The following is a 5,484-nucleotide window of genomic DNA, read 5'->3' as shown; positions in this document are numbered from 1 at the left end:
TTCATGGCATGGCGGTCTACGCCGCCGCCGTCGACCGCACGGCCACCCTCGGCGGTCTCCTGACGCGCCCGCTCGAGCGTCTCGTCGCCGATGTTTTCTGGTTCTCGCTCTTCGCCTGGGCGATCCGCACCGAGCTCGACTACTGACGCGAAGCCGTCGTCGAGGAAGCCGCCGCCGAGCTTATCGGTGACCGGATTGCCTATGCCCGCGCGCTCACCCGCGCCGCCAGGCCTTGTCCCTGCCGGTCGCCGCCCTTGTCCTTGCGAAGGAGAGCGCCCTCAGGATGCGCCGAACTCTTCTGCTCACGGACGATACGCGCCCGCGCCGCGCCGTTCGTCATCGCGCACGGGGTATTGATCCGCGGCCCGGGCCCTCGCGCCGCTGCGCCGATGACCGCCTATACCCATCCCGTACTCGGCAAGGAGAAGCTCACCAGCACTTTCGGCATGCGCCAGCGCCCGATCCCCGGCGAGCATAAACTGTATGGCGGCACGGACCTCGCGCACACGCTCGGCGTAGCGCTCTATGCGCCCGCCGCCGCTGCGGTCACGCGCGCCGAGTTCGAGGAAGGCTTTGGCAACCTCGTCGAACTCACCGCCGGCGCCACGTCCCTGCACTGCGGCCGGCTCGAGACAATATCGGTCGCTGTCGGCGATGCGGTCCCGGCCGGCGCGGTGATCGGCACGCTCGGCGAACCCGGGCAGGCCACAAGGGCGCACCTGCATCTCGAAGTCTGGCGTGCCGGTGAGCGGGTTGATCCGCAGGCGGAAGACGGTTTCGTGCTGGCAAGGGAGCTCAAAATTTCGGCCACGGCGGCGCCTCTCGCGCCGATCTCCGCGCCTCTGCGGGCTGCGCCGCTGCCTGTTGCCATCCCGGTCCTGGCTCCGCGCGGTAGCGCTTCGTCCTTGCTGTTGAGGCCCTATGGCGTCACAGCGTCTCGGCCCCCGGCAAAGGACTGCCCGGACAAAGCCCGCCTGGCACCCGGCACGCTTGAAACGGTAACCTGAGCCGGCCTGTCCCGGCAGACGCGCAAGGCGCCTAGCGGTCGAACAGTTTCGACACGCTCTCCTCATTTGCAATCCGGCGGATCGCCTCGCCCAGCAGCGGCGCCATCGGCAGCACACGGATCTTGCTGGATTTCAGCGCGTCCGCCGACGGCTGGATCGTGTCAGTTATCACCAGTTCGTCCAGCACAGATTTCTCGATCCGCTGCACCGCGTTGCCGGACAATACGCCGTGCGTGACATAGGCGGAGACCGACACCGCGCCCTGTTCCTTCAGCGCCGCCGCGGCATTCGCGAGCGTGCCGCCGGAGTCGCAGATATCGTCGAGCATGATGCAGCGAGCACCCTTCACCTCGCCGATGATGTTCATCACTTCGGACTTGCCGGCCTCAGGGCGCCGCTTGTCGACGATGGCGAGGTCCGCATTCAGCTTGTTGGCCAGCGCCCGGGCCCGCACCACGCCGCCGACATCCGGCGACACCATCACGATCTTGTCGCGCCCGAAGCGTTCCCGGATATCGTCGATCATCACTGGCCCGCCGAACAGGTTGTCGGTCGGAATGTCGAAGAAGCCCTGGATCTGCCCGGCATGCAGGTCCACCGTCAGCACCCGGTCGGCGCCGGCGGACGAAATGAGATTCGCCACCAGCTTCGCCGAGATCGGCGTGCGGCCATCGGTTTTCCGGTCCTGCCGCGCATAGCCGAAATACGGGACCACTGCCGTGATGCGCCGGGCCGAAGCGCGCCGCAGCGCGTCCATCATGATCAGGAGCTGCATCAGGTTGTCATTGGCAGGATAGGAGGTCGACTGGATGATGAACACATCCTCGCCGCGCACGTTCTCGTCGATGCGCACGAAGATTTCCTGGTCGGCGAAAGTCTTCACCTCGGAACGCGTCAGCCGCATATCGAGATAATCGGCGATGGCTTCGGAAAGGGGCCGATTCGCGTTGCAGGAAATCAGCTTCATGGCGCGTGTCGACCCTCTGTTACCCGGCTCGTGACGCTTTTGTAGCAGCCGCTCCCGAGTCGCAAGCCACGTAAAACCGGATTCGGGCCTGCTTACCCCGAAATCGTGATCACTGAGGCATTCCGGCCATAATCTGCCTCGCCGCGCAGGTTCCGGCGGCGGTTCGAGAAATAGATGTCCTCCAACGTGCAGGTATCCTGGCCAAGATTGCCCACATCAACGAGGCCCGCCCCGGCCAGCTGGCGCGCGCAGAAGCCCGGCAGGTCGAAGTGCCAGCGGTCGCCCTTGCCAGGAATGAACAGATCCTCGCTGGCCCCGTCCTGAGCGAGGAAGCTGGCCCGGAACTCCGGCCCCACTTCATAGCTTACCTGTTGGATCGTCGGCCCGGTGGCGGCGCGGATGCGTGCGCGGTCAGCCCCCAATGCTTCCATCGCCTCCACGGTCCGCAGCAGAACCCCCGCCAGGGCGCCTTTCCAGCCGGCATGCGCCGCGCCGATGATACCCTTGTCTGGGTCCGCAAACAGGACCGGCGTACAGTCTGCCGACAGGATGCAGAGACCAAGGCCCGGCCGGTCCGTCACCATCGCATCCGCTGCGGGGCGCTCCGTCCAGGGCCCGGTCACCCGCACCACGTCCGGCGAATGAATCTGGTAGCAGGAGAGCAGCCAGTGCGTCCCCATCGCGGCCGAAACACGAGCCCGGTTTTCAGCAATATTGCGGGGGCTGTCAGCCGAGCCTTCGCCCACGTTCAGGCTGTCATAATCGCCGCCCGAAACCCCGCCCCGGCGTCCGAAGAAACCATGGCAAAGCCCGGAAGTACCGGTGATCTGGGGGGCGGTGACAAAGGGCGGTTGCATGCCCCTCCTTGCTGGCCGCGCCCGGCGCCTGCGTCAAGCATGCCGCACCCGCGAAGAAGCCTGCCGGATCGGCATGGTCAAAGCCCCCCGTCTCTGCTACGGGGCGCGCAAACCCACCCGAAAACAAACCGTTCCCCTCCCGAACGCCGCCCGCCGGAAAGCCTTCCATATGACGACGACCCCTATCGAAAAGATGCGCAACATCGCCATCATCGCCCACGTTGACCACGGCAAGACCACGCTGGTGGACGAGCTGCTCAAACAGGCCGGCACCTTCCGCCTGAACGAGAAGACCGCTGAGCGGATGATGGATTCGAACGATCTCGAGCGCGAGCGCGGCATCACCATCCTCGCCAAGACCACCTCGGTCGAATGGAACGGCTACCGCATCAACATCGTGGACACGCCCGGCCACGCCGATTTCGGCGGCGAAGTTGAGCGTATCCTCGACATGGTGGACGGCGCCATCGTGCTTGTGGACTCCTCGGAAGGCCCGATGCCGCAGACCAAGTTCGTGGTCTCCAAGGCGCTGAAAGTCGGCCTGAAGCCGATTGTCGCCGTCAACAAGATCGACAAAGCGGAGCGCCGCCCGGACGAAGTCGTCAATGAGTGTTTTGACCTCTTCGCCAACCTCGACGCCACCGACGAGCAACTCGATTTCCCGATCCTCTACGGCTCGGCCAAGAATGGCTGGATGTCGAAACAATACGAAACCCCGTCCGCCAACATGGACGAGCTGTTCCAGATGGTCGTGGACCATGTGCCGGTCCCGCGCGTCGAAGAGGGCGCCTTCCGCTTCCTCGCCACCACGATTTCCGCTGACCCCTTCCTCGGCCGCATCCTCACAGGCCGCATCCTGTCGGGTTCGGTCAAACCGAACCAGTCGATCAAGGTCCTCTCGCGTGACGGCCAGCTCGTGGAGCAGGGGCGTGTTTCGAAAGTCCTCGCCTTTCGCGGCCTGGAGCGCGTGCCGGTCGAAGAAGGCATCGCAGGCGATATCGTCTCCCTCGCCGGCATGACCAAGGCGAACGTCGCCGACACGTTCTGCGACCCGTCGGTCACCGTGCCGCTCGAAGCGCGCCCGATTGATCCGCCGACCATCTCGATGACCTTCCGGGTCAACGACTCGCCGCTCGCCGGCACCGAAGGCACGAAAGTCACCAGCCGGATGATCTGGGCCCGCCTGGAGAAAGAGGCTGAAGGCAACGTCGCGCTGAAAGTTGATCGCGCCACCGATGCCGAGGCGTTCACCGTCTCCGGCCGCGGCGAACTCCAGCTCGCCGTGCTGATCGAAACCATGCGCCGCGAAGGCTACGAGCTTGGCGTCTCGCGCCCGCAGGTTCTCATGCAGACGAGCCCGACCGGCGAGAAGCTTGAGCCTATCGAGGAAGTCACCATCGACGTGGACGACGAACACTCGGGCATCGTCGTGCAGAAAATGTCGGAACGCAAAGCCGATATGCTTGACATGCGCCCTTCCGGCGTTGGTCGCACCCGCCTTGTCTTCCACGCTCCGACGCGCGGCCTGATCGGCTACCAGGGCGAACTCTTGTCCGACACGCGCGGCACCGCCATCATGAACCGCATCTTCCATGAGTACGCGCCCCACAAGGGCAAGATCACCGGCCGCCATACAGGCGTTCTGATCGCGATGGAGCAAGGCGAAGCGGTTGCCTTCGCCCTGTGGAACCTCGAAGATCGCGGCCCCATGATGATCCATCCCGGCGCCAAGGTTTACGGCGGCATGATCATCGGCGAGCACAACCGCGACAACGATCTCGAAGTGAACGTCCTCAAGGGCAAGAAGCTCACCAACATGCGCGCCTCGGGCACCGACGAAGCCGTCCGCCTCACCACGCCGCTGCAGATGACGCTGGAAAAATCACTCGCCTATATCGCGGACGACGAACTGGTCGAGGTCACTCCGAAATCGATCCGTCTGCGGAAAGTCCACCTCGACCCCAACGTCCGCAAACGCCAGTCGAAGGCCAGCGCAGACGCGTGATTCCGCGTATCTTCGGCCACTGACCTCGTACGCGAACGGGTAGGGCGCACATTGAGCGCCGATTTGTGATAGGTCCAGAGCGGGCGGATCGAACTCTGTCGCGGTCAGGGCTGCCCCGGCGGAGCCGGCGAAGATCCGGTACCTGCGTCGAACGTCCAGATTGAAGGGCCGGCACCTCCAGTCGATGTCAAACCGCGACTCGCACGTATCGGGGAAGCCCTTGCGTGCCGCTTCTTCGGGGTAGACCGGCGCAGCCAGCACGGCCGCAGGCACGTAGACCGGGTATGCCAGAGCCGCCGGGGCTGGAGGCGGCGGGGCGCAGCCATCCATTGCGGTGGCCGCGCTCCAGATTGCGGTGACGCGCCTCACTTCACTTCAAACGCAATCGGGTAGATCGCCCCGCGCTGCTCCACTGCGACGCCGTTCCGGCTCACTTTTGGTAGCAACTCGGCCTTGCTCACCGCACGGATCGCCTCGGCCCTGAAGATGTTATCCGTGCACTGAGCAGTCAGGTTGAACGGGCGCCCGCGCGTATCCACATCGAACACAACCTCGCAGCTGCCAGAAATTCCGCGCGAAATCGCCGCCCCCGGAATGACAGGCGCAGGCGCCCGCACCACCTGGATGCCTCGCCCGGCCAGGATTGTC

The 5,484-nt window shown here is 65.0% G+C and carries 5 protein-coding genes; 2 read left to right on the top strand and 3 right to left on the bottom strand.

Annotated features, from left to right (window positions below; genetic code table 11):
• The first annotated feature begins 389 nt into the window (after positions 1-389).
• Positions 390-1,007, top strand: a complete 618-nt coding sequence (locus tag WEA77_RS04620; protein WP_368066693.1) for a M23 family metallopeptidase — start codon at positions 390-392, stop codon at positions 1,005-1,007.
• 31 nt (positions 1,008-1,038) lie between these two features.
• Here the strand turns inward: WEA77_RS04620 and WEA77_RS04615 are convergent, their stop codons facing one another.
• Both WEA77_RS04615 and pgeF read right to left on the bottom strand, forming a co-directional pair.
• Positions 1,039-1,974 carry a ribose-phosphate pyrophosphokinase gene (locus WEA77_RS04615; protein ID WP_368066692.1) on the bottom strand — a complete coding sequence of 312 codons (936 nt, stop codon included), beginning with the start codon at positions 1,972-1,974 and terminating at the stop codon, positions 1,039-1,041.
• Positions 1,975-2,066: 92 nt separating this feature from the next.
• The gene (gene pgeF, locus WEA77_RS04610) at positions 2,067-2,831 is read right to left on the bottom strand and encodes a peptidoglycan editing factor PgeF (RefSeq protein WP_368066690.1); all 765 of its coding nucleotides are present in this window, start codon (positions 2,829-2,831) and stop codon (positions 2,067-2,069) included.
• Positions 2,832-3,000: 169 nt separating this feature from the next.
• Here pgeF and typA point away from each other — a divergent pair, with 169 nt between their 5' ends.
• Positions 3,001-4,836 (top strand): translational GTPase TypA, encoded by a 1,836-nt coding sequence (gene typA / locus WEA77_RS04605; protein ID WP_368066689.1) that lies wholly within the window; start codon positions 3,001-3,003, stop codon positions 4,834-4,836.
• A gap of 365 nt (positions 4,837-5,201) precedes the next feature.
• On the opposite strand, the gene WEA77_RS04600 is transcribed toward typA, so the two are convergent.
• The coding region (locus WEA77_RS04600) for an energy transducer TonB (protein WP_368066688.1) at positions 5,202-5,484 on the bottom strand (283 nt) is incomplete at its 5' end.

Origin of the sequence: Hyphomonas sp. (assembly GCF_040882205.1) — a bacterium.
Classification (GTDB): Bacteria; Pseudomonadota; Alphaproteobacteria; order Caulobacterales; family Hyphomonadaceae; genus Hyphomonas.
Note: the sequence above shows the minus strand (reverse complement) of the source record. Positions and strands in the feature narration are given on the sequence as shown.